This is a genomic window from Paraburkholderia rhynchosiae, assembly GCF_002879865.1.
Lineage (GTDB): Bacteria > Pseudomonadota > Gammaproteobacteria > Burkholderiales > Burkholderiaceae > Paraburkholderia > Paraburkholderia rhynchosiae.
Genome location: NZ_PNXY01000005.1, coordinates 255,449 through 278,895 on the forward strand (window position 1 = coordinate 255,449; position 23,447 = coordinate 278,895).

21 protein-coding genes are annotated in these 23,447 nt (G+C 62.3%); 10 read left to right on the forward strand and 11 right to left on the reverse strand.

What is annotated here, in order from left to right; all coding sequences use genetic code 11:
• Positions 1–79: 79 nt before the first annotated feature.
• The 5 genes from C0Z16_RS09550 to C0Z16_RS09570 all read left to right on the forward strand — a co-directional run bounded on the left by C0Z16_RS09550 (position 80) and on the right by C0Z16_RS09570 (position 5,282).
• Positions 80–1,402 carry an ABC transporter substrate-binding protein gene (locus tag C0Z16_RS09550; RefSeq protein ID WP_102631903.1) on the forward strand — a complete coding sequence of 441 codons (1,323 nt, stop codon included), beginning with the start codon at positions 80–82 and terminating at the stop codon, positions 1,400–1,402.
• A 190-nt stretch (positions 1,403–1,592) separates the two neighbouring features.
• Positions 1,593–2,528 (forward strand): carbohydrate ABC transporter permease, encoded by a 936-nt coding sequence (locus tag C0Z16_RS09555; protein WP_102632006.1) that lies wholly within the window; start codon positions 1,593–1,595, stop codon positions 2,526–2,528.
• A 38-nt stretch (positions 2,529–2,566) separates the two neighbouring features.
• Positions 2,567–3,400, forward strand: coding sequence for a carbohydrate ABC transporter permease (locus tag C0Z16_RS09560; RefSeq protein ID WP_027802807.1), 834 nt, complete (start codon positions 2,567–2,569; stop codon positions 3,398–3,400).
• Entirely contained in the window at positions 3,397–4,098 is a 702-nt protein-coding gene (locus C0Z16_RS09565) for an HAD family hydrolase (RefSeq protein ID WP_102631905.1), read from the forward strand. The genes C0Z16_RS09560 and C0Z16_RS09565 overlap by 4 nt, the downstream gene beginning before the upstream one ends.
• A 74-nt stretch (positions 4,099–4,172) precedes the next feature.
• Complete coding sequence (locus tag C0Z16_RS09570) at positions 4,173–5,282, forward strand: ABC transporter ATP-binding protein (RefSeq protein WP_102631906.1); 1,110 nt, start codon at positions 4,173–4,175, stop codon at positions 5,280–5,282.
• A 124-nt stretch (positions 5,283–5,406) separates the two neighbouring features.
• Here C0Z16_RS09570 and C0Z16_RS09575 read toward each other — a convergent pair whose 3' ends face one another.
• The 3 genes from C0Z16_RS09575 to dalD all read right to left on the reverse strand — a co-directional run bounded on the left by C0Z16_RS09575 (position 5,407) and on the right by dalD (position 9,452).
• A complete protein-coding gene (locus C0Z16_RS09575; protein WP_102631907.1) occupies positions 5,407–6,354 on the reverse strand; it encodes a sugar-binding transcriptional regulator in 948 nt (315 codons plus the stop codon).
• A gap of 89 nt (positions 6,355–6,443) precedes the next feature.
• Positions 6,444–7,925 carry a xylulokinase gene (xylB, locus tag C0Z16_RS09580; RefSeq protein ID WP_102631908.1) on the reverse strand — a complete coding sequence of 494 codons (1,482 nt, stop codon included), beginning with the start codon at positions 7,923–7,925 and terminating at the stop codon, positions 6,444–6,446.
• 114 nt (positions 7,926–8,039) lie between these two features.
• Positions 8,040–9,452 (reverse strand): D-arabinitol 4-dehydrogenase, encoded by a 1,413-nt coding sequence (gene dalD / locus C0Z16_RS09585; RefSeq protein ID WP_102631909.1) that lies wholly within the window; start codon positions 9,450–9,452, stop codon positions 8,040–8,042.
• 383 nt (positions 9,453–9,835) lie between these two features.
• Between dalD and C0Z16_RS09590 the strand changes: the two genes are divergently transcribed.
• Both C0Z16_RS09590 and C0Z16_RS09595 read left to right on the forward strand, forming a co-directional pair.
• Complete coding sequence (locus C0Z16_RS09590; RefSeq protein ID WP_102631910.1) at positions 9,836–10,816, forward strand: AraC family transcriptional regulator; 981 nt, start codon at positions 9,836–9,838, stop codon at positions 10,814–10,816.
• 149 nt (positions 10,817–10,965) lie between these two features.
• Positions 10,966–12,510, forward strand: coding sequence for an FGGY-family carbohydrate kinase (locus C0Z16_RS09595; protein WP_102631911.1), 1,545 nt, complete (start codon positions 10,966–10,968; stop codon positions 12,508–12,510).
• 365 nt (positions 12,511–12,875) lie between these two features.
• On the opposite strand, the gene kynA is transcribed toward C0Z16_RS09595, so the two are convergent.
• The 3 genes from kynA to kynB are packed head-to-tail and all read right to left on the reverse strand — an operon-like array spanning position 12,876 to position 15,797.
• Positions 12,876–13,850, reverse strand: a complete 975-nt coding sequence (kynA, locus tag C0Z16_RS09600; RefSeq protein ID WP_102631912.1) for a tryptophan 2,3-dioxygenase — start codon at positions 13,848–13,850, stop codon at positions 12,876–12,878.
• 10 nt (positions 13,851–13,860) lie between these two features.
• Positions 13,861–15,111 (reverse strand): kynureninase, encoded by a 1,251-nt coding sequence (kynU, locus tag C0Z16_RS09605; RefSeq protein ID WP_102631913.1) that lies wholly within the window; start codon positions 15,109–15,111, stop codon positions 13,861–13,863.
• A gap of 47 nt (positions 15,112–15,158) precedes the next feature.
• Positions 15,159–15,797 carry an arylformamidase gene (gene kynB, locus C0Z16_RS09610; protein WP_102631914.1) on the reverse strand — a complete coding sequence of 213 codons (639 nt, stop codon included), beginning with the start codon at positions 15,795–15,797 and terminating at the stop codon, positions 15,159–15,161.
• 129 nt (positions 15,798–15,926) lie between these two features.
• On the opposite strand from kynB, the gene C0Z16_RS09615 reads away from it, so the two are divergent.
• Positions 15,927–16,442, forward strand: coding sequence for an Lrp/AsnC family transcriptional regulator (locus tag C0Z16_RS09615; RefSeq protein ID WP_102631915.1), 516 nt, complete (start codon positions 15,927–15,929; stop codon positions 16,440–16,442).
• Between the two features lie 61 nt (positions 16,443–16,503).
• Here C0Z16_RS09615 and C0Z16_RS09620 read toward each other — a convergent pair whose 3' ends face one another.
• Complete coding sequence (locus C0Z16_RS09620) at positions 16,504–17,013, reverse strand: flavin reductase family protein (protein ID WP_102631916.1); 510 nt, start codon at positions 17,011–17,013, stop codon at positions 16,504–16,506.
• 267 nt (positions 17,014–17,280) lie between these two features.
• On the opposite strand from C0Z16_RS09620, the gene msrA reads away from it, so the two are divergent.
• Positions 17,281–17,829, forward strand: coding sequence for a peptide-methionine (S)-S-oxide reductase MsrA (gene msrA / locus C0Z16_RS09625; protein ID WP_102631917.1), 549 nt, complete (start codon positions 17,281–17,283; stop codon positions 17,827–17,829).
• Positions 17,830–17,900: 71 nt separating this feature from the next.
• On the opposite strand, the gene C0Z16_RS09630 is transcribed toward msrA, so the two are convergent.
• The 3 genes from C0Z16_RS09630 to pdxH all read right to left on the reverse strand — a co-directional run bounded on the left by C0Z16_RS09630 (position 17,901) and on the right by pdxH (position 21,444).
• Positions 17,901–19,373 (reverse strand): DUF72 domain-containing protein, encoded by a 1,473-nt coding sequence (locus C0Z16_RS09630; RefSeq protein ID WP_244201208.1) that lies wholly within the window; start codon positions 19,371–19,373, stop codon positions 17,901–17,903.
• 71 nt (positions 19,374–19,444) lie between these two features.
• Positions 19,445–20,659, reverse strand: a complete 1,215-nt coding sequence (locus C0Z16_RS09635) for an SAM-dependent methyltransferase (protein WP_102631918.1) — start codon at positions 20,657–20,659, stop codon at positions 19,445–19,447.
• A gap of 143 nt (positions 20,660–20,802) precedes the next feature.
• Entirely contained in the window at positions 20,803–21,444 is a 642-nt protein-coding gene (pdxH, locus tag C0Z16_RS09640; RefSeq protein WP_102631919.1) for a pyridoxamine 5'-phosphate oxidase, read from the reverse strand.
• 209 nt (positions 21,445–21,653) lie between these two features.
• On the opposite strand from pdxH, the gene tcdA reads away from it, so the two are divergent.
• Positions 21,654–22,505 carry a tRNA cyclic N6-threonylcarbamoyladenosine(37) synthase TcdA gene (gene tcdA, locus C0Z16_RS09645; RefSeq protein WP_102631920.1) on the forward strand — a complete coding sequence of 284 codons (852 nt, stop codon included), beginning with the start codon at positions 21,654–21,656 and terminating at the stop codon, positions 22,503–22,505.
• 56 nt (positions 22,506–22,561) lie between these two features.
• Here tcdA and trxA read toward each other — a convergent pair whose 3' ends face one another.
• Positions 22,562–23,410 carry a thioredoxin gene (trxA, locus tag C0Z16_RS09650; protein WP_102631921.1) on the reverse strand — a complete coding sequence of 283 codons (849 nt, stop codon included), beginning with the start codon at positions 23,408–23,410 and terminating at the stop codon, positions 22,562–22,564.
• Positions 23,411–23,447: the final 37 nt, after the last annotated feature.

Sequence of the window (23,447 nt, forward strand, 5' to 3'; positions counted from 1 at the left end):
GCGGCTGACCCGCGTTATCCAGCGTCATTTTCGTAGAACAAACGCAGCATTACATAACGCACGAGAAAGGAGACAACACATGAAACCAGCCCTCAAATCCGCGCTAAAGGCGGCTAGCGTCGGCGCCGCTGCATGCTTTGCGCTGAGCGCGTCGGCGGCCACGGTGACGATCGCGACGCTGAACAATCCGGACATGATCGAGCTGAAGAAGCTGTCGCCCGAATTCGAAAAGGCGAATCCGGACATCAAGCTGAACTGGGTGATTCTCGAAGAAAACGTGCTGCGTCAGCGCGCCACGACCGACATCACGACCGGCAGCGGCCAGTTCGACGTGATGACGATCGGCGCATACGAAACGCCGCAATGGGGCAAGCGCGGCTGGCTCACGCCGCTTACGAACCTGCCCGCCGATTATGATCTGAACGACGTGGTGAAGACCGCGCGCGACGGCCTCTCCGCAGGCGGCCAGTTGTACGCGCTGCCGTTTTACGTCGAAAGTTCCATGACGTATTACCGCAAGGACCTGTTCGCGGCGAAGGGCCTGAAAATGCCCGATCAGCCGACCTACGACCAGATCGCGCAGTTCGCCGACAAGCTCACCGACAAAGCCAACGGCATGTACGGCATCTGCTTGCGCGGCAAGGCGGGCTGGGGCGAAAACATGGCGTATGGCACGACCGTAGTGAACACATTCGGCGGACGCTGGTTCGACGAGAAGTGGCACGCGCAACTCACGTCGCCGGAATGGAAGAAGGCGATCACGTTCTACGTCGATCTGCTGAAAAAGGACGGCCCGCCGGGAGCAAGCTCGAACGGCTTCAACGAAAACCTCACGCTGATGTCGTCGGGCAAGTGCGCGATGTGGATCGACGCCACGGTGGCAGCCGGCATGCTGTACAACAAGCAGCAGTCGCAGATCGCGGACAAGGTTGGCTTTGCCGCGGCGCCGGTGGCGGTCACGCCGAAAGGTTCGCACTGGCTGTGGGCGTGGGCGCTGGCGATTCCGAAGTCGTCGAAGCAGGCTGACGCGGCGAAGAAATTCATTGCGTGGGCTACCTCGAAGCAGTACATCGAACTCGTCGCGAAGGACGAAGGCTGGGCCTCGGTGCCGCCGGGAACGCGTCAATCGACGTACGCGCGCCCCGAGTACAAGCAGGCTGCACCGTTCGGCGATTTCGTGCTGAAGGCGATCGAAACGGCCGATCCGGAACATCCGACGGCGAAGCCCGTGCCGTACACCGGTGTGCAATTCGTTGGGATACCTGAATTCCAGTCGTTCGGCACCGTGGTCGGTCAGAGCATCTCCGGTGCAATTGCCGGTCAGATGACGGTCGATCAGGCGCTGGCAGCGGGCCAGGCCACCGCGGATCGTGCGGTGAAGCAGGCCGGATACCAGAAGTAACGAAGAAGTAAATCGGAAAGCTCGCCACTCAAGTTACGTGGCACGCGCCGGCTGGCGCCCGTCAGCCGGCTCACGCAGTACAGCGGGCCGTCACGGCCGCGCATACGCCGCAGCGCCGCTTCGTATTGATAGCGATATGGCGATTCTTGCGGTTCGTGCCGCCCGCGCATTACCGAACAGGTGGTCAATCATGCGTCCTCTGCGCCTGCCTCTCATGCATGCCCATCCCCAGACAGAAAAGGAACGCGAAGTCCGCAAAGCCAATTCCGCCCGCTGGCTCGTGTCGCCGTCGGTTGCGGTTCTGCTGCTGTGGATGACGATTCCGCTCGCGATGACGATCTGGTTTTCGTTCTCGCGCTATAACCTGTTGAATCCAGATCTGAAGGGTTTCGCCGGTTTCGACAACTATCAGTTCCTGGCCAGTGATCCGTCGTTCGGTCCGTCGATCGGCCACACGCTTGAACTGATCGTGTCCGTGCTGGTGATCACCGTGGTCGGCGGCGTGCTGATGGCGATCCTGTTCGATCGCAAGTTTTATGGCCAGGGCATCGCGCGGCTGCTTGCCATCGCGCCGTTCTTCGTGATGCCGACCGTCAGCGCGCTGATCTGGAAGAACATGATCCTGCATCCGGTGTATGGCCTGATAGCGAGCGGCATGCGTGCAATCGGCATGCAGCCGATCGACTGGTTCGCCGAATATCCGTTGACGGCGGTCATCATGATCGTCGCGTGGCAATGGCTGCCGTTCGCGTTTCTGATTCTGTTCACGGCAATCCAGTCGCTCGACCAGGAGCAGAAGGAAGCGGCGCGCATCGACGGAGCGGGTCCATTCGCGATGTTCTTCTACATCACACTGCCGCACCTGAGACGTGCAATTGCCGTGGTGGTGATGATGGAGACGATTTTCCTGCTGTCCATTTTCGCTGAGATCTATACGACGACCGGCGGCGGTCCTGGCACTGCGACCACCAACCTGTCGTACCTGATCTATTCGCTCGGCCTGCAACAGTTCGACGTCGGTCTCGCATCGGCGGGCGGCATTCTCGCTGTCGTGCTGGCCAATATCGTGTCGTTCTTCCTCGTGCGGATGCTCGCGAAGAACCTCAAAGGGGAGTACGAAAAATGAGCCACGTTGCCTCTACTCCGGCGTCGACCACGACGCCCATGACCGTGCCGGCGAAGTCGCCATTCGCCGCGATCCGCCGCGGCATTCCCGGCGTGATTGCCTGGCTCGTCGCGTTGCTGCTGTTCTTCCCGATCTTCTGGATGACGATCACCGCTTTCAAGACCGAGCAGCAGGCGTATTCGTCGTCGCTATTTTTTACGCCGACGTTCGACAGCTTCCGCGAGGTGTTCGCGCGCAGCAACTACTTTTCGTTCGCGTGGAACTCAATTCTGATCTCCGTCGGCGTGACGGTGCTGTGTCTGATTCTCGCCGTGCCGGCGGCGTATGCGATGGCGTTCTTCCCCACGCGGCGCACGCAAAAAGTGCTGCTGTGGATGCTGTCCACAAAGATGATGCCGTCGGTCGGCGTGCTGGTGCCGATCTATCTGCTGTGGAAAAACAGCGGCTTGCTCGATACGGTGTCCGGTCTCGTGATCGTCTATACGCTGATCAATCTGCCGATTGCGGTGTGGATGTCGTTTACGTATTTCGCTGAAATTCCACGCGACATTCTCGAGGCGGGCCGCATTGACGGCGCGGCGACGTGGCAGGAAATCGTCTATCTGCTGATGCCGATGGCGCTGCCCGGACTCGCTTCCACTGCGCTGCTGCTCGTGATCCTTTCGTGGAACGAAGCGTTCTGGAGCATCAACCTGTCGAGCTCGAACGCCGCGCCGCTCACTGTTTTCATTGCGTCGTACTCGAGTCCTGAGGGCCTGTTCTGGGCGAAGCTGTCCGCCGCTTCGCTGCTTGCGGTGGCGCCGATCCTGATCGTCGGCTGGCTGTCGCAGAAGCAGCTCGTGCGCGGCCTCACGTTCGGGGCGGTCAAATGACGGCAGGCACGAGTGCAGGGAATTTCGCGCTGATCTGCGATTGCGACGGTGTATTGATCGACAGCGAAGCGGTGGCTGCGCGCATGCTCGTGCATGAACTCGAAGCGCGCTGGCCCGGCGCCGATGTCGAACAGGTTGTGCTGCCGCTCCTCGGATTGCGCATCGAAAGCGTGCTGGAAGGCACGGCGATGCAGCTCGGCAAAAGCCTCGGTCTGGATGACATCGACGCGATTCGCCGCTCTGTGGAAGCGGCCGCGATGCAGGCACCGGCAGTGGAGGGCATCGAGCAGGCGCTGGCCCAGGTGCCGCTTATCAAGGGTTGCGCGAGCAACAGTTTTCGGCCTTACGTGGAGACTGTTCTTGCACGGACGGGTCTCGTGAAATTTTTCGGCGACCGTCTTTTTTGCGCCGACGCAGTGGCCAATCCGAAGCCCGCGCCCGATGTCTATCTGGCGGCGGCGATGGGCTTGCGGCTCGCGCCGTCGGCGTGCCTTGTGGTCGAGGACAGCGTCACCGGCGTAACGGCGGCGAGCGCGGCGGGCATGACGGTGCTCGGCTTCATCGGCGGCGGTCATGCAAGCGACGCGCAGATCGACAAGCTGCATGCAGCCGGTGCACGTCACGTATTCGACGACATGCAGCAGTTGCCCGAACTGGTCGCGCAATGGACGCTGAGCACGACGGCAGCGGCGCCGTAAGCGAAAACGCAGTTCACGCACAGGCAACGCGTAGCAACACACAAGCAACACAGAGCATTACACGGAGACACATCATGGCAAGCGTAACTCTGCGCAACATCCGGAAGGCCTACGACGACACTGAGGTGATGCGCGACATCAACCTCGACATCGCGGACGGCGAGTTCGTCGTGTTCGTGGGCCCGAGCGGTTGCGGTAAATCGACACTGATGCGGATGATCGCCGGCCTCGAGGACATCAGCGGCGGCGACCTCACCATCGACGGCACACGCATGAACGACGTGCCGCCCGCCAAGCGCGGCATTGCGATGGTGTTTCAGTCGTACGCGCTGTATCCGCATATGACGCTGTACGACAACATGGCGTTCGGGCTCAAGCTCGCCGGCACGAAGAAGCCGGAGATCGACGCGGCCGTGCGCAACGCGGCGAAGATCCTGCATATCGATCATCTACTCGACCGCAAGCCCAAGCAGCTATCGGGCGGTCAGCGTCAGCGCGTTGCAATCGGCCGCGCGATCACGCGCAAGCCCAAGGTGTTTCTGTTCGACGAACCGCTGTCGAATCTCGACGCGGCGTTGCGCGTGAAAATGCGTCTGGAATTCGCGCGTCTGCATGACGAACTGAAGACCACGATGATCTACGTGACGCACGATCAGGTCGAAGCGATGACGCTCGCGGACAAGATCGTCGTGCTGTCGGCGGGCAATCTCGAGCAGGTCGGCAGTCCGACGATGCTGTATCACGCACCGGCCAACCGTTTTGTCGCGGGCTTCATCGGCTCGCCGAAAATGAACTTCATGGAAGGCGTCGTGCAATCGGTCGCCCACGACGGCGTGACCGTGCGCTACGAAACCGGTGAGACGCAGCGCGTCGCGGTGGAACCGGGCTCAGTCAAGCAGGGCGACAAGGTGACGGTCGGCATTCGTCCCGAGCATCTGCATGTGGGTATGTCCGACGACGGCGTCTCGGCCCGCACGATGGCCGTCGAATCGCTTGGTGACGCTGCGTATCTGTACGCGGAGTCGAGCGTCGCGCCGGACGGTTTGATCGCGCGCATTCCGCCGCTCGAACGTCATGCGAAGGGCGAGACGCAGAAGCTCGGCGCGACGCCCGAGCATTGTCATCTGTTCGATAGTGAAGGCAAGGCGTTCCAGCGCAAGATTGTCGAAGTGCTGGCGGCTTGATGATGGCGGGGAGGGGCGAGCGCTGCCTTCCTGCGATTTTGTGTTTAATGGGCAGCGGCGCGCGGTGCGTGAGCGGTGCTGCGCGAACGTTCGGCCAAGCACGTTCAAACGCGCTTAAATCAGTTCAAGCCTCCAACGCCGCCCGCGCGCATAGCTCGTCGGTGACGAGTCCCGATAGCCAGCCGCCTTTGAGCACCGCGATCAGCGCTTCGCGCTTGCGCTTGCCTCCGGCGAAGCCGATGGTTGGCCGCTGCGGCGGCGAGTCGATTTCGATGCTGGTCACGCGCCTGCCGGTCGGCGATTCGACACGCGCGCCGGCAGCGTCGATTGGCAGTCCGAGCATTTCGGCCACCGCGCCGTTCTGCATCAACTCCTTCACTTCCGCCGACGTAATGAAGCCGTCTTCGTGCAGCGGGCATTTCGGCCCGATATTGCCAATGCCGACAAACGCGACGTCCGCTTGCGCCGACAGCGACTCGACGATCCGATACAGCCGGTGGTTGCACCATTGCGCGCGTTCGGCCTCGCTGTCGGCGATCAACGGCGCGGGCAGCAGAAAATGCTTGCCGCCCGTCTTCTCCGAAATGTGCAGCGCGACGTCGTAGCGGTTCGAGGAGCCGTCCTGGGCGATGGCCCCGACCATTGATACCAACCGGTGCTGCGGACGGTCCAGCTGCGCGATCTGATCGACCGCGGCTTTCAGGGTCCGGCCGCTGCTCACGGCGACCACCATTGGCTTTTCCTCGGCGAGGTAACGCTCCATTACCTGTGCGCCGGCCACCGCCAGTTTGCGGTCGACTTCGTCCGGCGTATCGCTGTCGATCGGCACCACTTCGCACATGGCGAGGCCATAGCGTTTCGACAGTTGATCGGCGAGGGACAAGCAGTCAGCCAGTTGATGATCGACGCGCACTCGAATCAGATTCTTTTCGACGGCAAAGGCAACGAGACGTTGCGCGACCGGGCGCGACACCTGCAGCTTCTCGGCGATCTCGTTCTGAGTATTGCCCGCGACGTAGTAAAGCCACGCTGCGCGGGTAGCAAGATCTAGTTTTTCTGTGGACTTAGGCACGGTGACGATTCGCTTGAAGTGCGCCGATGATAGCAGCCGGCTCTCGCCTTCAGACGCCGCCGGCTGCGGCTTGCGCTGTGGTTATGCGCTCAGGCGAGCCGTTCCCGCGCCGGGTCGAAGAGCGGCCGCACGTGACGGTACAGCGCGCGATAGGCGTCGAGCCGCGCGCGCAGTTCAACATGCCGTCGAGGATTCGGCGTGAACTCCTTTTCGATCGGCGGTTTGCTGAGCACCACGGCCGGATCGCCGCCCGCCGCGAGCCAGCCGAGGCGCGCCGCGCCGAGCGCCGCGCCAGTCTCGCCGCCGCCGTGCTTGCGCGTCGCAGTGCCGAGTGCGTCGGCGAGCAACTGGGCCCAGTAGTCGCTGCGTGCGCCGCCGCCGAGCAGCGACAACGCCTTTGCTTCGGTGCCGGCCGCGCGCAGCGCGTCCAGGCCGTCGGTGAGCGCAAGCGTCACGCCTTCGAGCACCGCATAACCGAGCAGCGCGCGATCCGTCGCGTGAGTCATCCCGAAGAACACGCCCTGCGCATACGGGTCGTTGTGCGGCGTGCGTTCACCGGACAGATACGGCAAGAAGAGCGGAGCGGTGTTGAGCGCGTCAGCGGGCAGTGCTTCGATTTCGGCGAGCAGCGTGGGTTCGTCGGTCGACGTTAGCTTGCAGACCCAACGCAGACAACTCGCCGCCGACAACACCACGCTCATCTGATGCCAGCGGTCAGGAATCGCGTGGCAGAACGCGTGCACCGCGGATGCCGGGTTCGGCCGGAAACTGTCGCCCACCACGCACAACACGCCCGACGTGCCGAGTGACACGAAGCCGTCGCCCGGTTGCGTCGCGCCGATGCCGATCGCGCTCGTCGCATTGTCGCCGCCGCCCGCCGCGACGATCACGCCGTCGCTCAAACCGAATTCGCGCGCGACTTCGGGCCGTAATGTGCCGGACGGCGCGCTGCCTTCGGCGAGGTTCGGCATCTGCGCACGTGTCATGTTGCAGGCCGCGAGCAGCGAATCGGACCAGTCGCGTTTGGCGACGTCGAGCCACAGCGTGCCGGCCGCATCCGATGGATCGGACACCTTGCCGCCCGTCAGTTGCATGCGCAAGTAATCTTTGGGCAGGAGGACGCACGCGGTCCGCGCAAAAATATCCGGCTCATGACGCGCGACCCACAGCAATTTCGGCGCGGTGAAACCTGGCATGGCGAGATTGCCGGCCACGCTATGCAAGTCCGGCGCGCGCTCGGTGAGTTCGGCGCATTCCTTGTCGCTGCGCATGTCGTTCCACAGAATCGCGGGCCGCAGCACGCGGTCCTCCGCATCCAGCAGTACGGCGCCGTGCATCTGCCCCGACAGGCCGATGCCGCGAATCTGCGCGAACTCGTCCGGATGTTTCGCGCGCAACGCGGCGAGCGCGCTCTGCGTACCGGCCCACCAGTCTTCGGGATTTTGCTCGGCCCAGCGCTGATGCGGACGCGAAACGGTAAACGGGGAGCCTGCCGTGCCGATCACGCGTCCGGTGGAGGCGAGCAGCAGAACTTTCACTTCGGACGTGCCGAGGTCGATGCCGAGATACATGGGCGCGAAACCTTCGTCGTTAGAGATGCGCTACTTTAGCCGCACATGGCGCGCGGTGCCATGCGCATTAAGCCTGGCACCAGTGCGATTCGAACATGGATGTACGGTGCTCTTTTACGGGTGCCCACGTTTGGCGAGCCACACGTCGACCCGCGCCAATGCGCCCGCCAATGCCGATTCCAGTTCCGGCGTTTGCGCCATGCTGCCCCACAACAGCCGGTCTGCGGCGAACGCCTGCAACGGATCGGGCGCGGCGAAGAAGCCGCGCGCGACGCGCTCGTCCATCACGCCGTCCTGATACGTGTAGGGCAGCGTGCCCGCCTGCCAGCGTTCGAGAAAGCGGAAGAACAACGCGGGCAGCATCGCGGTTGCCGAGGGCGCGACGCCGCGCTCGAAACATTCCGCCAACGTGGGCGCAATGAAGCCGGGCAGTTTCGAAAAGCCGTCCGCCGCGACGCGCTGGTTCGTGTCCTGGATATAAGGATTGCCGAAGCGTTCGAGCACGACGTCGCGATAGCGTTCGAGATCGAGCGGACTCGGCGACAGACACGGGATCACGTCCTCAGTCACGTAATCGAATGCAAACTTGCAGATGTCCGCGTCGTGCGTGCCTTCGTGGATGTAGTTCAGTCCCACCAACGTCCCCGCCCACGCGATGCAGCTATGCGTCGCGTTGAGAATGCGGATCTTCGCTTCTTCGTACGGCAGCACCGAGTCCACCAGTTCCGCGCCGACCTTTTCCCACGCGGGACGGCCCGCAATGAACCGCTCTTCGATCACCCACTGGATAAACGCTTCGCCCATTACCGGACAGATGTCGTCGACGCCCGTTGCGGCCTTCACGCGCTCGCTCACGTCCGGCGTCGGGCGCGGCGTGATGCGGTCTACCATCGAACTCGGACATGCAGTGTTGTCGTCGAACCATTGCGCCAGTTCGTTCGCGCCACGCAGTTCGAGAAACGCGCTCATGCCCGCATGGAAACGCTCGCCGTTGCGGCGCAGGTTGTCGCACGTTTGCAGCGTGACCGGGCCCGCGCCGTTTTTCATGCGCGCGTCGAGAATCGCCGCGAGCGCGCCGTAGATGGTCGCATGTCCACCTTTGAGATCGGCTGCAAGATCGGGATTGGCCGTGTCGAGCTGGTCCTGTTCGTCGAGGTAATAACCGCCCTCTGTGACTGTGAACGCAATGATCTTGCAGGCAGGATCGGCGCCCGCTTCGATCAGCGTGTCGAGGCTTTCTGTCCATGGCACGACGCGTTCAATGGAGCGAATCGTCTCGTAGGCGCGTTCGCCCTGGGGCGTGACAGTCTCGAGCGTATAAACGCCGTCTTGCGCGGCGAGCGCTTCGAGCACCGCGTTCATGTCGCTGCGAATATTGCCGACCGTGAGCGACCAATGCGGTTCGCCCGGCAGCTTCGCTTCATTCAACCTGTGGAGATACCACGCCTGATGCGCGCGATGAAACGAACCTGCGCCGATGTGCAGGATCACGCGTGCGGCGTCGCCGCTGTCTTGCCCGCTGCTCATGTGTGTCTCCTGATGTCCGGTTCGCGCGGCTTATCGCGCGCGTCTCTTCTTGAGTCGGAGCATTTGCTCTGTATGTGAGCGAATGATCGTGCCCGGCGAAACGAAAGTCAAGGTGACGCGCGGGTGTTTTCGTGGCGCAGCGCGGCGGGGCGCGGCCTTCGTGCGAGTTCGAGCACATGCCATGAGCCCGCGCGGCGCGCTTCGTCGCGTGTTTTGCATTGCATCATTCTTGACGTCGCGCGGGTCGGGACTTACCCCAATGCAAAAAAGTATCGGTCCGCAGTCTCATTGTTAGTGGCGGTTCGCGCGTTTGAAGGCTACTTTTCGCAGTACAAGAATGAAGACAGCGGCATTCCTCGTGAGCCGCTACATGGAGGCAGACAGTGCAACCCGATCTCGAGATCGTGGCCGTACGCCGCGACGAATCGTTCAAAGTGTGGTCTCACGGCTATCCGTATCGCACGGTGCGCTGGCACTTTCACCCCGAGTACGAGATTCATCTGATTGTGGCGACCACCGGCAAGATGTTCGTCGGCGATCACATCAGCAGCTTTGCACCTGGCAACCTGGTGTTGATGGGCCCGAACCTGCCGCACAACTGGGTGAGCGATGTATCCGACGGCGAGAGCATCGTGCAACGCAACCTCGTCTTGCAGTTCGGCCAGGAGTTCGTGTCTGGCTGCATCGAGAGCTTTCCGGAGTGGCGTCAGGTCGAAGCGCTACTTGCCGACTCGCGCCGCGGCGTGTCGTTTGGCGCACGCACGAGCGCCGCGATCCAGCCGCTGTTCCTCGAATTGCTGGCGGCGCGCGGACTGCGCCGTCTTGTGCTCTTCATGTCGATGCTCGAAATCCTGATGAACGCCGAAGATCGCGATACGCTTGCGAGTCCCGCGTATCAGGCGGACCCGAAGGGCTTTGCGTCGACGCGCATCAATCACGTGCTCTCGTATATCGGCAAGAACCTCGCGAACGAGTTGCGCGAATCGGATCTTGCGCAACTGGCGGGTCAAAGCGTGAGCGCATTCTCACGTTATTTCCGCCGGCATACGGGCTTGCCGTTCGTGCAGTACGTGAACCGCATGCGCATCAACCTTGCTTGTCAGTTGCTCACCGATAGCGAACTCAGCGTGACCGATATCTGCTTTAAGGCGGGCTTTAACAATCTGTCGAATTTCAACCGGCAGTTCCTCGCGGTAAAGGGCATGGCGCCGTCGAAGTTCCGTCGCTATCAGCAACTGAACGACGCGAGCCGTGACGCCTCGGAAGAAGCCGCCGCGCGTGGCGCGGGTATCGACGATGCGCCCGCTATCGTGCTCGCGCCGGGTCTGCCGCGTTCTGCCGCCGCTGCCTATCCACCAACGTAGCGCCTGCATGGTCCAGCCGCGCTGTTCAGCGAATGGGACGAGGCGATCTTGGTCGCCCCGGTTCGCTCGATTCGATCAAGGTGCTCATGAAGCCGCGCGCCTGAGCTTGTGCAAGAGTGCAAGCCGGGCGGCACATAAACGGAGACTGTATGGACTACGTCATCGGCGTCGATATCGGCACGCAAAGCACCAAGGCGTTACTCGTCGATCAGCATGGCGCTATCGTTGCGCAGCATGCGTCGAGCTATCAGCCGGATACGCCCAAGCCGCTATGGGCCGAACAGTGGCCGGCGGTATGGTTCAAAGCGGTCACGGAATGCCTCGCCGCGTGTGTCGGCAAGGCGAAACAGGCAGGCGTCGCGGCGGATTCGATCAAGGCGGTGTGCGTGAGCAGTCTGTATGGCGGCTCGGGTATTCCCGTCGATAGCGATATGCGGCCGCTGTATCCCTGTCTGATATGGATGGACCGGCGCGCGACCGATCAGGTCGAGTGGGTGCGTAACCACGTCGATCTCGAACGGCTCTACACGATCACGGGCAACGGCGTGGACAGCTATTACGGCTACACGAAGATGTTGTGGCTGCGCGATCAGGAGCCGGACGTGTGGGCGCAGACGCGCTATTTTCTGCCGCCGAATGCGTATGTGATCTACATGCTCACGGGCGAAATTGCAGTCGATCATAGTTCGGCGGGCAACATCGGCGGCATCTACGACATTGCGAAGCGCGACTGGTCGGACGAAGCGCTCGATATGCTCGGCATTCCCGCAACGATGATGCCGGAGCGCCTCGTCGAATCGTCGGAGGTAGTGGGTGGCCTGCTATCGCAGTGGACCGAGCAATTGGGCCTCGCGGCAGGCACGGCGATTGTCGCGGGCGGAGTTGACGCCGCGGTCGCAACGTTCGCGGCCGGCGTGAGCAGCGCGGGCCAGCACGTGGCGATGATCGGCACGAGCATGTGCTGGGGATACATCAATCAGACCGTGGATGCCCTCCACGGATTGATCAGCATGCCTCACGTTTTCAACGGCCAGCGCGACATCTATGTGTTCGGTGGGGCGATTACCGCGGGCGCGTCGGTTGCATGGTATCGCGATCAGTTCTGTCATGCGGAAATCGAAGCCGCACGCGCAACGCCGCATGGCGATCCGCATCGACTGCTTGAAGACAACGCCGCAAAGGTGCCGGCGGGATCGGATGGCGTGATGTTTTTGCCTTATTTAATGGGCGAACGCAGTCCTGTGTGGGACGCGAGGGCGAGTGGCGCGTTCGTCGGCCTGAGCCTCTTTCATACGCGCGCGCATTTGTATCGCGCGGTGCTGGAGGGCGTGTCGTTTGCGCTGAAGCACAACATCGAGGCGGGACGCAAAGGCGCGCAGTCGCTGGAAGACAAGCTGATCGTGGTCGGCGGCGCCGCGCATTCGGACTTGTGGATGCAGATCATCGCGGACATCACGGGCTATCCGGTCTATACGATCGAGCAGGAAGTGGAGGCGGCGATGGGCGCTGCATTGCTCGCCGCGTTTGGCGTGGGATTGATTTCGCGTGAAGCGGCGCAGCGCGGCTGGATCACGTTGATCGAGCGAGCGCAACCCGACGCGGCACGAATGGCCCTGTACGAACAGCGTTTTGGCATCTATACGGATTTGTATCCGGCGTTGAAGCCGGTGATGCATCGGTTGCAATCGCCGTGAACAGTCGATGGATTCGTGAACCGCGCGGGGGTTGCGTTACTGGAGCGCGCTGTCGGGCGAACGCTGCAATGGCGGGCGGGCGCTCAGCGCCGAGGCCCAACGAACCGGCACTGGCGCCTCAAGCGCAAGCGCCCACTGGTTGAAGAGCGACCGCTGCGGCGCGCGTAGCGTCGCCGGAAGTATGACTGCCTTGTCACGATGTTCGAATGTGCGAGAGCACAGATTCCAGATGCACCACTACCTCAGGCAAGCCAGGAGCCCAGCTTATGAACTGGCGGTGTGAGCCGCTTTCTTTGCATACTTTCTTTGCGGCCGCAAAGAAAGTATGTGCCGCCCCGCACAAACACCGCCGGAGGCAAAAAAACCTACAACATAGTCCTCACATGCCAAAGCTCAGGAAACAAAACCACATCCAACATCTTCCTCAAATAAGGCGCACCACTCGTCCCCCCGGTGCCCTGCTTGAACCCAATAATCCTCTCAACAGTAGTCACATGCCGGAACCGCCACTGCCGGAAAGCATCCTCGAGATCGACAAGCTCCTCAGCCATCTCATACAACTCCCAATGCTGCGAAGGATTGCGATAAACCTCCAGCCAGGCCGCTTCGACAGAAGCATCATGAACCGTAGGCTGTGTCCAGTCCCGCTCCAGCCTCGCAGGCGAAATAGCAAACCCGCGACGCGCCAGCAGCCTTACTACTTCATCATAGAAAGACGGCGACTCCAACGAAGTCTTCACCTCGGCAAGCACGTCGGCGCGATGCGCATGCGGCTTCAACATCTGCTCATTCTTGTTGCCGAGTAGAAACTCGATCTGCCGATACTGATAAGACTGAAACCCCGAAGAACTGCCCAGATAAGGCCGCATCGCGGTGTACTCGGAAGGCGTCATCGTCGCCAGAACGCTCCAGGCCTGCACGAGTTGCTCCATGATCCGCGAGACGCGCGCAAGCATCTTGAACGCCGGCGGCAACTCGTCGCGATGCACCGCTTTTAACGCGGCGCGCAACTCGTACAACGCCAGCTTCATCCACAATTCGCTCGTCTGATGCTGAACGATGAACAGCATCTCATTGTGATCCGGCGACAAGGGATGCTGCGCATTCAGCACTGTCCCCAACGACAGATAATCGCCGTAACTCATCGACTCCGAAAAGTCGAGCTGCGCGTCATGCCAGCCATCGTCGGAAGCCTGTGCAACGGAAGCCTCGGCAACCGAAGCATTGCCGCCTGAAGCGCTGGCCGAAGGCGCATTCGACGCAACTTGCCCGTGCCCGAACGGACACCCTTGCGCGGGTTTCTCTTCCGGCAAGCCCGGCGTTTGCATGTGATCGTTCATCGTGCACTCCTTAGGTCACAGCGCCGCGTGCGGCAAATTCTGGCGCGCGCCAGGTCTCGTTCGCGAGTACCTCGCGCAACGTTTCGACGGCGTCCCAGACATCGACGAAGCGCGTATAAAGCGGCGTAAAGCCGAATCGCAACACATGTGGCTCGCGATAATCGCCGATCACACCGCGCGCGATTAACGCCTGCATCACCTCATAGCCATGCGGATGTTCGAAGCTCGCATGCGAGCCGCGCTGCGAGTGCGCACGCGGCGTCACGAGTTTCAACGGGAACGGGCTGCAACGCGTCTCGACGAGTTCGATGAACAGATCGGTCAGCGCCAACGACTTCCTGCGGATTGCCTGCATGTCGGTTTGCAGGAACACGTCGAGACCGCATTCGACGAGCGCCATCGACACCATCGGCTGCGTGCCGCACAGAAAGCGGCCGATGCCATCATCGGGCTCATAGGCCGGGTCCATCTTGAACGGCGCGCGATGACCCCACCAGCCGGAAAGCGGTTGCGCAAAATCGTTCTGATGACGCTTGGGCACCCACACGAACGCCGGCGAGCCCGGACCGCCGTTCAGATACTTGTACGTGCAGCCGACCGCGTAATCCGCGCCGACGCCGTTCAGATCGACCGGCACCGCACCCGCCGAATGCGCGAGGTCCCACAGCGCGAGCGCGCCGTTGTCGTGGATCAGTTTCGTCAACGCGGCCATGTCGTGCATGTAGCCGGTGCGGTAATTGACGTGAGTGATCATTGCGATGGCCGTGTCGTCGCCGATTGCCTCGGGCAGCTCGGCCGGATCGTCCACGAGACGCAGTTCATAGCCGCGATCGAGCTGCTCGATCAAACCTTGCGCGATGTACAGATCCGACGGGAAGTTCGAGCGCTCGGAGACGATCACGCGGCGTTTCGGGTCGCGTGCATTCGCGAGCCGCAGCGCAGCGGACAGCAGCTTGAACAGGTTGATCGAGATCGTATCGGTGACCACCACTTCGCCTTCGGCCGCGCCGATCATCGGCGCTAGCTTGTTGCCGAGGCGGCGCGGCAGCGCGAACCAGCCGGCGGCGTTCCAGCTGCGGATGAGCCCTTCGCCCCATTCGGCGGCGATCACTGTCTGCGCGCGTTGCGCGGCGGCGGCCGGCGGCACGCCGAGCGAATTGCCGTCGAGGTAGATGGTGGTCGGCGACAGCGCGAACTGGTCGCGCAGTGTCGCAATCGGATCGGCGCTATCGAGCGCCAATGCTTCTTCGCGGCGATTCATGATGGTCTCGTTCGGTGTCGTTCGGTCACGTGATAAGGATCGGAAAATCAATGCGAGTCGGGCAGCGCGCGCAGTACCGCGCGCACCGGGCTCGCGTCGAGCGTGGTCAACTTCAGCGGCAGCGCGATCAGTTCGTAGTCGCCGGGCGCGACTTCATCGAGCACGATGCCTTCGAGAATCGCCATGCCATGCGCACGGATGCGGTGATGCGCGTCCATGGTTTTCGATTCCTGCGGATCGAGCGACGGCGTGTCGATGCCGATCAGCTTCACGCCTTTGGCCGCGAGCACATCGATGGTTTCGGGGGCGACCGCGCAGAATGCGCTGTCCCACGCCGTAGTCGGCGCGCTTCTGTAAGTGCGCAGTAAGACTCGCGGCGGCAGATGGTCGAGCGAATTAGCGAGGTGTTGTGGCGTCACAACAGGCGCGGCGCCGATGCAGTGGATCACGCGGCATCGTCCGAGATAAGTGTCGAGCGGCACATGGCCGATCGCCGCACCTTGCGCGTCATAGTGCAACGGGGCGTCGGTGTGAGCGCCCGTGTGCGGCGACAAGGTCAGTCGCGCGACGTTCACGGGCGAGCCGGCCTCGATCCGCCATACGCGCTCGATCCCGACCGGTGTGTCGCCCGGCCAGACGGGGGTCGCGGTGTCGACGGCGGGGGTGATGTCCCAGAGTGTTCGCATGTCTCCATCGGCGGTTGATGTCTATACGGAATGATAGGTGTCCGACGGCGAAATGTGATTGCGAAAAAATCTCCTTCTGAGCCGTGTCTTGGAACATAATTTGAGACAAATGGGAAAGGGAGACCGAATATGAACGCGATCTCGCTCGACGCCACCGATTGCCGTATCTTGACGGTGCTTCAGCAAGAAGGACGAATCAGCAATCTCGATCTCGCGGAGCGCATCTCGCTCTCGCCGTCCGCCTGTCTGCGCCGTTTGCGTTTGCTGGAAGAGCAGGGCGTCATCGAGCACTATCGCGCGTGTCTGAATCGCGAAGTGCTCGGCTTCGAACTGGAGGCATTCGTGCAGGTGTCGATGCGCAACGACCAGCAGAACTGGCACGAGCGCTTCGCCGAGGCGCTGCGGGATTGGCCGGAAGTGGTCGGCGCCTTCGTTGTGACGGGCGAGACGCACTATCTGCTGCGAGTTCTCGCACACAACCTCAAACACTATTCGGATTTCGTGCTGCAGCGTCTCTATAAGGCGCCGGGCGTGATGGATATTCGCTCGAATATCGTGCTGCAGACGTTGAAGGAAGATTCGGGCGTGCCGGTGTCGCTGGTCGCGAAGACTGGCGGGCACGGGGCGCCGCACAACGATCGTTGAGGACGCTGCCGCGCGTTCCCGGAGCGCTCAAAGCGCTCACGGGTTCACGGGTGCACTGCGCTTACAGCGCTTTAAGTCCGTGGAACTGGCCGTTCTGGAACACGAGCGGCGCAATCTCCGCGGCATTCTCGTGGACGCCGCAGCGCTCCACTTCGCCGACAAAAATCACGTGATCGCCTTCTTCATACCGGCTGCGGTTATGGCACTCGAACCAGGCAAGCGCGCCGTCGAGCACGGGCATGCCAGTGTCGCCCGCCGCATGCGACACGCCTTCGAAGCGGTCGCCTTTCAGCGTCGCAAAGCGCTTGCATAGGTCGAGCTGCGACCCAGCTAGCACGTTGACGACGTAATGGCTGTTCGTGCGGAACACGGACATGGACGCGGAGCGCGTCGCGAGACTCCACAGCACGAGCGGCGGATCGAGCGAAACGGAATTGAATGAGCTGGCGGTGATGCCGATCAATTGGCCCGACGCCGCGCGCGTTGTAATGACGGTGACGCCGGTGGCGAACTGACTGAGCGCCTGCCGGAAGGCCGACGGGTCGAAGTTGGGCGGGTTGGCCTGCTTCATCGCATGTAGCCTGTTGATGCAGGCCGGCTGGCAGCCAGGCTGAAGCTCTCGCGCGCACGGCGGGATACAGATGATTCTAAAGTCATAGTGAAAATCGTCGATTTGTCCCAATTTTAACTGCAATCGCGGTGCACTGGCCGCGACGCCAGCCGGCGAGCGCAAAACCCGCTAAGCTGGAACGCCGCGCCGGTGGCATGCCCGTTGCGGCTAAACGGAAGCAAAGCGGAAGCGGCATCGGCCGATCACGAGTTTGAAGGAGCGAGCAGCATGAGTCAGACAGGCGAAGTCGCCACCCTTGGTGGCGGATGTTTCTGGTGCCTCGAAGCGGTTTTTCTGGGCGTCGATGGCGTGAACTCGGTGGAATCGGGCTATGCGGGCGGCAAGACGCAGCGTCCGACTTATGAACAGGTGTGCGACGGCGCGACCGGCCACGCTGAAGTCGTGAAAGTCGACTTCGATCCGGCGAAGATCAGCTACCGGGAGATTCTTGATATTTTCTTCGCGATCCACGATCCGACGCAGTTGAACCGGCAAGGTAACGACGTCGGCACACAATACCGTTCGGCGATCTTCACGCACTCCGACGCGCAGCGCGAAACCGCCTTGCAGGCGATCCGCGAGATCGGCGAGCAGGGCCTCTACGACGGCCAGATCGTCACGCAAGTGTTGCCGCTCGACGGTAACTACTGGGCTGCCGAGGCCTACCATCAGAACTATTTTGCGCAGCATCCGAACCAGGGCTATTGCTCGTTCGTGGTTGCGCCGAAGGTGGCCAAGTTTCGTCAGAAGTTTGCTCACCGGATCAAGGCGGGATGACGCGAGTGGCTAGCAAAACCTGAGCCGGCGTGGGGCGGTGCGGCCTGCCTTGTAGCGGCGGGCGCGCGGGCCTAGACGGGCGCGCCACTGCCTTGGTCGCTGCATTTGTCGCTGCACTGACCGAACTGAGGGGGCTTCTCCGGCTCACCGTCTTCGGCCTGTGCAAACTGTTCGCGCTGCTGTGAGTCTGCGTCGTCGTGCGCCGGTTGGTCTTCATGCTCCTGCTCATGTGCGAGCCGCGCATACGCCTCGATAATCTCGCGCGCCAATTCCACGCAGCTCAACGGCGCCGAACCTTCCGCTTTGTTATTGATCGCGATCACCACCGGCTGGCCGGCGAGCGCATAGCGCGCGGCCAGTTCGGCGAGCGAAGCCCGCGTCGCCGGATCGCGATCGACGAGCTGATTGAACGGCTCGTACTTCGCCTTCGCCTGCTCATATCTGGAGCCGCCATGGAGGCTCCAGCGCACGACCAGCAGCCCGGCCGGCTCGCCGTCCAGCAACGCGAGCGCTGCCGCCTGGCGCAGCGGCTCCGGCATGCGCGCATGAATTCCCACGCAATAGCGCACGCCCGCCGCTTTCAGCGTACGAATGAAGCGCGGCGTCAGCAAACTCGCGTCGCGGATTTCAATCGCATAGCAGGTGCCTTCCGGCAGCTTTGGCAACGCCATCAGAAATTCGGCGAGCCGTTCGATGAACGCCGCCGGTTGCGCGAGCATCTGGTCGGGCAGCGGCGAAAGCTGGAACACCAGCGCACCGGCCTTCGCGCCAAGGCCTTCCAGACACGGCGTGACGAAGTCGTCAATCGCCATCTGAGCGTTAAGGAAGCACGGGTTCAGCGACACCGGCTCGCCGCGTTCGGCGCGCACGGTGGCGTCGGTGATCGTCATCGGCGCCTTGACGATGAAGCGGAAATGCTCGGGCACCTGTTGCGCATAGCGCAGGTATTCGGTGACCGTGAGCGCCTGATAGAACGACCGGTCGATGCTCACCGTCTTCAGCAGCGGATGCGCGCCGTAGGCCGGGAGACCGTCGCGCGAAAGTTTGCTGTTGCTGTATTCGTCGCCGTAGACGATCCCGTTCCAGCCCGGAAACGACCAGGTCGACGTGCCTAGATGAATCTGCGGCGGCAGTTTGGCGGCGAGCGCGAGGACGTCTTGCGAGGGCGGCGCGGCGAGGATTTCGCGAGTGCGGCGTTTTTTGGGCGCCTCGGCGCGAACGTCCGAAGGGGCGGGCTCCGCTGCCTCTTCTTCCTGCCACAGCGAAGCGTCGGCAGCGGTTTTCGCCGGAACTGAACGCCGGCGCTCGGGCTTCGGCGTGGCGTCGGGCGTGGCGTCGGGCGCGGCGGTATCCGCGTTCGGCGGCGGTTCGTCGTCGGAAAGCGAGCGCGACGGCTTCGCGCCGGCCTCGTTTTTCAGCGATGCCCCCGCCGATTCCACCGGCATCCCGAACAGATCGAACTGCACCGCTTCCGTGTCCGCTTCCATTGATGCGTCAGGCCCGCTGACCGCCTGTCCGACTTCGCTTGTCCCGCTCTGGCCCATCGAGATTCGACCTGCTGTCCAATAGTTTGCGCCGCGGCGGCACACTTATGCACGAGGCCGCGGCGCTACCGTCACAGCGGTTTCTCGTACATATAGCGGCGCGACCACGGCAGGGTTTTCGCGCTGCGGCCGGCCTTGCGGCATACGACCTGATAGATGGAGACATCGTCGGTTTCGAACGCGTACGCACAACCGGCAAGATACACGCGCCAGATGCGGAATTTTTCGTCGTCGACCAACTTGCGGGCTTCTTCCGCATGCGCCTCGAAATTCTCCGCCCATAGGTTGAGCGTGTGCGCATAGTGACGGCGCAGGCTTTCGACGTCAACCGCTTCGAGCCCGCCGCGCTGCATCGCCTCGAGCGCGAGGCTGATGTGCGGCAGTTCGCCGTCGGGGAACACATAGCGGTCGATGAACTCGCCGCCGCCGAGCGCAGTCTCGCCGCTGTCCCAATCGCTCGACGTAATGCCGTGATTCATCGCAACGCCGTCGTCGGCGAGCAGGTCGTGCACTTTCTGGAAGTAGCCCGGCAGATTCTTGCGGCCCACGTGCTCGAACATGCCGACACTCGTGATGCGGTCGAATTGCCCGTCGACGTCGCGATAATCCTGCAGACGGATCTCAATCTTGTCTTCGAGTCCCGCGGCCTTCACGCGCGCCGTTGCGAGGTCGAACTGGTTCTGCGACAGCGTCACGCCCACGCACTGCGCGCCGAATTTCTGCGCCGCGCGCAGCACGAGCGCGCCCCAGCCGCAGCCGATGTCGAGCAGGCGTTGCCCCGGTTGCAACTGGATCTTGGTGAGGATGTGGTCGATTTTCTTGACCTGCGCGGCGGCCAGATCTTCGTCGCCGTTCTCGAAGTAGGCGCACGAGTACACCATGTTCTCGTCGAGCCACAGCCGGTAGAACTCGTTCGAGACGTCGTAGTGATACTGGATCGCCTTCCTGTCCGACGACTTCGAATGCTGGAAATAGCGCCGCACGCGTGCGAGTTTGCCCGCGCTGGTGACGGTATTGCGTGCGAGTTGATAGCCGACGTTGATGATGTCCGAGAGCTTGCCCTCGATGTCGATCTTGCCCTTGACATAGGCCTCGCCGAGATTGTCGAGGCTTGGTTCCAGCAGGTAGGGCAGCGCCGTCGCGCTTTTGACATGCAACGTGACCTGAGGCGCGGCGAACCGCCCGAAGTCGTGTTGCTGGCCGTCCCACAGCACCAGACGTGCCGGTAAATCAGCCTTGGTTTTTACTTCTTCCACCCACTGCGCCAGCTTTTTCTCCCAGAACATGCGATTTCTCCGTGTCCGTTGAATTAAAGCAAAGCTTGTGTGGATCGCAGCTCAGTGCGGTGCAACTCCCATGCCGCGAGATGCAATCCGTGCGCCGCGCGCTGCTGCGTTGGCAACGCGCTGACGGCATTGTTTATATCGATTCAAGGCGACAGGCGGGAGATCTGCCAGTCGCTGGTTTCGCTTGAACGGGTGTAGAGCAGACGGTCGTGCAGACGCGACGGCCGGCCCTGCCAGAATTCGATTGCTTCGGGCACCAAACGATAGCCGCCCCAATGCGGCGGACGCGGCGGCTCATCGCCGTATTGCAGGCGCATTTCGCGTTCGCGCGTTTCTAGCCGCGAGCGGCTTTCAATTACCTGACTCTGATTGGACGCCCACGCGCCGATACGCGAACCGGCCGGCCGCGACAAGAAGTAAGCGTCGCTTTCTTCGGCGCTCGTTTTGACGACGCGCCCCTCGATACGCACCTGGCGCTCGAGCTCGATCCAGTAGAACAGCAGGCTCGCGTAAGGATTGGCGGCCAGTTCGCGGCCCTTGCGGCTTTCGTAGTTGGTGAAGAACACGAAGCCCCGTTCGTCGACACCTTTGATCAGCACGATGCGCGCCGAAGGCCGGCCGCGTGAGTCGACCGTGGCGAGCGTCATCGTATTCGGTTCGGGTAGTTTGGCTTCAACGGCTTGTTGAAACCAGACGTCGAATTGCCGGACCGGGTTGCGGTCGACATCGCCGATGTCCAGAGAACCCAACGCATAATTTTTTCGAAGTTCGGCAAGTGAGGTCATGTTCTTATGCGAGCGCTACAGTCAGACCAGTATAGCTAAGGAGCCAATTTCTTGCGCGCTGACAGATCAAGCCTGTGCGTATGTCGTATGGTGCTTCGGCGCGCAACCCGGCGATTCGTGCGGCGATGCTGATCGATGCGTTCAGGCAAAATACGGGCTGCGCGAGTTAAAAGCGCCTTCTCTGTTTTGCCTTCCCAACGAGTCCCATCATGTCCACCATCGCGCAATCCGATCTTACTACCAGCCTCGATGGGAGTGAAACCGCCGACCGCGCGCGGCGCTTCGGCGGCATAGCGCGTCTGTATGGCGCGCCGGCCCTCGCGGCATTCGAAGGCGCGCACGTCGCGGTGATCGGCATCGGCGGGGTCGGCTCGTGGGTGGCGGAAGCGTTGGCGCGCAGCGCCGTCGGCACTTTGACGCTGATCGATCTCGACAACGTCGCCGAAAGCAATACGAACCGGCAGATCCACGCGCTCAACGGCAACTACGGAAAGCCGAAGGTCGAGGCGATGGCCGAGCGCATCGCGGCGATCAATCCGTCTTGCGACGTGCGCCTCGTCGAAGACTTCGTGGAGCCGGACAATTTCGCGGCAACGCTTGGAGGCGGCTTCGATTACGTGATCGATGCGATCGACAGCGTGCGCACCAAAACGGCGTTGATCGCATGGTGCGTCGAGCGTAAGCAGCCGTTGATCACGATTGGCGGCGCGGGCGGCCAGCTCGATCCAACGCGCATTCGTATCGACGATCTCGCGTCGACGATCCAGGACCCGTTGCTGTCGAAAGTACGCGGGCAGTTGCGCAAACAGCACGGTTTTCCGCGCGGCCCGAAGGCGAAGTTCAAGGTGAGCGCGGTGTATTCGGACGAGCCGCTGATCTATCCGGAAGCCGCGGTCTGCGACATCGATGTAGAAGCGGAGCACCTCACCACGTCGCCCGGTCATACGGGGCCGATCGGCCTGAACTGCGCGGGATTTGGTTCGAGCGTGTGCGTGACGGCGAGCTTCGGTTTCGCCGCGGCCGCGCATGTGTTGCGGGCGTTGGCGAAACAGGCGGGTTGAAACGTGCTCGATGCGTGCAGCGCATGTGAAAACGCCGCACGCGAAAACCACGCGGTTTAGTACAGCGCGGCGCTCAGCTTGCGGCGCCATTGCGCCACCAGTTCGGGCTGATGCGCGGCCAGATCGAACACGGAGAGCATCGTCTTACGGCCGATGTCGTCGCGGAACGTGCGGTCGCGCTGCACGATCGCGAGCAGATGTCCGAGCGCATCTGCATATTTGCGGCGGGCGATCAGCGCGCTCGCCAGATCGAAGCGTGCGTCCAGATCGTCCGGATGACTCGCGACCCGCGCTTCCAGCGCGTCCGTGGGCGGCAGATCGGCGGCGGCGTCGACGGCATCGAGCCGCGTCTTGATCGCGTTGAAGCGCGCGTCGATGCCTTGCGTCGTTTTCGGCGACAGCAGATCGACTTCGTTGCGCGCTTCGTCGATACGGTGATCGTCGAGCAGCATCTCGATGCGATCCATGCGTGCGTCGTCGAAGCCTGGGTCGTAGGCGAGCGCGGCTTGCAACGCATCGTAAGCGTCGTCGCGGCGGCCTTCGGCCAGCGCGGCTTGCGCTTCGAGACGCGCGGCATCCGCGCCTTGCGGCAGGAGCCTTTCGATGAATTCGCGCAACTGGCCTTCCGGCAGCACGCCGACGAACTGATCGACCGGCTGTCCGTCCGCGAACGCCATGACGTGCGGGATGCTGCGCACCTGGAAATGCCCGGCAAGCTCCTGATTCTCGTCCACGTTCACCTTGACCAGCTTCCATTTGCCGGCCGCTTCGGCTTCGAGCTTTTCCAGCATCGGGCCGAGCGTCTTGCAGGGGCCGCACCATGGCGCCCAGAAATCGACCAGCACCGGGGCCAGTGTCGACGCCGCGATGACGTCCTTTTCAAATGTGGCCAGAGTGGTGTCCATTGCGTCCTCGTCGATAAAACGGTTTGTCTGGTTTCTC

Bases quoted from the DNA above. Each gene is read 5' to 3' on its own strand.
- msrA (WP_102631917.1), top strand. From the start codon at position 17,281: ATGAGTCAGACAGGCGAAGTCGCCACCCTTGGTGGCGGATGTTTCTGG.
- C0Z16_RS09620 (WP_102631916.1), bottom strand. From the start codon at position 17,013: ATGAAGCAGGCCAACCCGCCCAACTTCGACCCGTCGGCCTTCCGGCAG.
- C0Z16_RS09595 (WP_102631911.1), top strand. From the start codon at position 10,966: ATGGACTACGTCATCGGCGTCGATATCGGCACGCAAAGCACCAAGGCG.
- kynA (WP_102631912.1), bottom strand. From the start codon at position 13,850: ATGAACGATCACATGCAAACGCCGGGCTTGCCGGAAGAGAAACCCGCG.
- C0Z16_RS09550 (WP_102631903.1), top strand. From the start codon at position 80: ATGAAACCAGCCCTCAAATCCGCGCTAAAGGCGGCTAGCGTCGGCGCC.
- C0Z16_RS09555 (WP_102632006.1), top strand. From the start codon at position 1,593: ATGCGTCCTCTGCGCCTGCCTCTCATGCATGCCCATCCCCAGACAGAA.
- pdxH (WP_102631919.1), bottom strand. From the start codon at position 21,444: ATGACCTCACTTGCCGAACTTCGAAAAAATTATGCGTTGGGTTCTCTG.
- C0Z16_RS09560 (WP_027802807.1), top strand. From the start codon at position 2,567: ATGACCGTGCCGGCGAAGTCGCCATTCGCCGCGATCCGCCGCGGCATT.
- C0Z16_RS09615 (WP_102631915.1), top strand. From the start codon at position 15,927: ATGAACGCGATCTCGCTCGACGCCACCGATTGCCGTATCTTGACGGTG.
- C0Z16_RS09570 (WP_102631906.1), top strand. From the start codon at position 4,173: ATGGCAAGCGTAACTCTGCGCAACATCCGGAAGGCCTACGACGACACT.
- xylB (WP_102631908.1), bottom strand. From the start codon at position 7,925: ATGTATCTCGGCATCGACCTCGGCACGTCCGAAGTGAAAGTTCTGCTG.
- kynB (WP_102631914.1), bottom strand. From the start codon at position 15,797: ATGCGAACACTCTGGGACATCACCCCCGCCGTCGACACCGCGACCCCC.
- tcdA (WP_102631920.1), top strand. From the start codon at position 21,654: ATGTCCACCATCGCGCAATCCGATCTTACTACCAGCCTCGATGGGAGT.
- C0Z16_RS09565 (WP_102631905.1), top strand. From the start codon at position 3,397: ATGACGGCAGGCACGAGTGCAGGGAATTTCGCGCTGATCTGCGATTGC.
- kynU (WP_102631913.1), bottom strand. From the start codon at position 15,111: ATGAATCGCCGCGAAGAAGCATTGGCGCTCGATAGCGCCGATCCGATT.
- trxA (WP_102631921.1), bottom strand. From the start codon at position 23,410: ATGGACACCACTCTGGCCACATTTGAAAAGGACGTCATCGCGGCGTCG.
- C0Z16_RS09630 (WP_244201208.1), bottom strand. From the start codon at position 19,373: ATGGGCCAGAGCGGGACAAGCGAAGTCGGACAGGCGGTCAGCGGGCCT.
- dalD (WP_102631909.1), bottom strand. From the start codon at position 9,452: ATGAGCAGCGGGCAAGACAGCGGCGACGCCGCACGCGTGATCCTGCAC.
- C0Z16_RS09635 (WP_102631918.1), bottom strand. From the start codon at position 20,659: ATGTTCTGGGAGAAAAAGCTGGCGCAGTGGGTGGAAGAAGTAAAAACC.